At 37.5% G+C, this 1,323-nt stretch carries 3 protein-coding genes; 1 reads left to right on the forward strand and 2 read right to left on the reverse strand.

Features of this window, described 5'->3' with window-relative positions; translation table 11 throughout:
- Both F6K13_RS33530 and F6K13_RS33535 read right to left on the reverse strand, forming a co-directional pair.
- A partial coding sequence (locus F6K13_RS33530) for a sugar phosphate nucleotidyltransferase (RefSeq protein WP_287289983.1) occupies positions 1-290 on the reverse strand: 290 nt, incomplete at its 3' end.
- A 307-nt stretch (positions 291-597) separates the two neighbouring features.
- Entirely contained in the window at positions 598-729 is a 132-nt protein-coding gene (locus tag F6K13_RS33535) for a hypothetical protein (RefSeq protein WP_275670270.1), read from the reverse strand.
- A gap of 210 nt (positions 730-939) precedes the next feature.
- Here F6K13_RS33535 and F6K13_RS33540 point away from each other — a divergent pair, with 210 nt between their 5' ends.
- Positions 940-1,302, forward strand: coding sequence for a Lin0512 family protein (locus F6K13_RS33540; RefSeq protein WP_124143178.1), 363 nt, complete (start codon positions 940-942; stop codon positions 1,300-1,302).
- Positions 1,303-1,323 lie beyond the last annotated feature (21 nt).

Raw genomic sequence — 1,323 nt, forward strand, 5'->3', positions numbered from 1 at the left:
TCACAATATTCTTGTTTCTCTGGTGAAAGTTTCTGATAATAACTAGGGATAGCTTGGAAAAAATCTTTAAAAACTTGGAAATCGCTTTTTTGTATTACTATTCCCACATTTTCTATTCCTGCACTTATGGCTTCTTCCACAATTATTTGAATTATCGGTTTTGCTCTACCATCCTTGTCAATAATTGGAAAGAGTTCTTTTTTGACAACTTTAGTAGCTGGAAACATCCGCGTACCAAAACCTGCTGCTGGAATTACTGCTTTTCTAACTTTAGCTTTTGATTCTGTCATATAATTTTAGTTTTTTGGCTAACCAATAGACTTGTCGCTTGATAACTTAAAAAATCCCCAAAACCTTTATTCTGTAAGGATTGTAGCTATTAGTAATACAAAAGTATTGGAATTATTGCTCTGTCTAGGTTGGAGCGATTTCTTCCCTCTATTTAGCGACAACTCTTATAAATTATAATGAATATGTTGGTAGTTTTTACAGTTGTCTCAATTTAATTTTTAACAAACTTTGTTTCGAGTTGTATACCATTGCTGAAAGCTATCAGTTTTTTTTGATCATTTTCTTTGTGGGTTTAATACCCCACCGTCAACTGGAGTGTTCAAAATTACTTGGGGGAGCGTAGACGCGGAGCGGCCCTTCGTTGACTATCCATAAGTAATTTTCCTCCTGTCTCCTGTCTCCTGTCTCCTTCTTCAAAGCATAGGATAATAGAATCATATCACGTCCGCTTGAATACTTATACTTTGGTGGAAGGAAAGCAGAGGGCAGCTATGCTGCTATGCTGTTTGCGTAGCATTCCGTAGGAAAGGGTTTCTTTTAATTGAAACTTAATTCTATATACGCTACGATCCTACCGGAGATGATATCACTGGGAAATTCCTGGTGATTCTATTATTTTGAACAAATTGTAGTTAATTTTGGGTAGTTATGACGAGAAAACGTTTAATTATTGAAATGGGTATGGGGATAGACCAACATGGCCAGGAACCAACAGTAGCTGCAGCTAGAGCTGTCAGAAATGCGATCGCTCATAATGCTTTACCCGGAGTCTGGGAAGTAGCAGGTTTAAGTCATCCCAATGAAATGATTGTAGAAGTACAGGTTGCTGTACCTTATCCAGAAGAGGTGAAGGTAGAAGAAGTTTTAGCTGTATTGCCTTTTGGCCAGAAAAGTATCACTATTGAAGATGGGGGTATGGTAATACAGGGTAGGGCGATCGCTGAATTGGAAGATAAAAATGATGAAATGTTAATTGCTGTAGCAGCGGTTACTGTATTGGTAGAGACTTGAATCGGTTGTTTGGGTTTATAC

This window comes from Okeania sp. SIO2B9, assembly GCF_010672505.1.
GTDB classification, from domain to species: Bacteria; Cyanobacteriota; Cyanobacteriia; order Cyanobacteriales; family Microcoleaceae; genus Okeania; species Okeania hirsuta.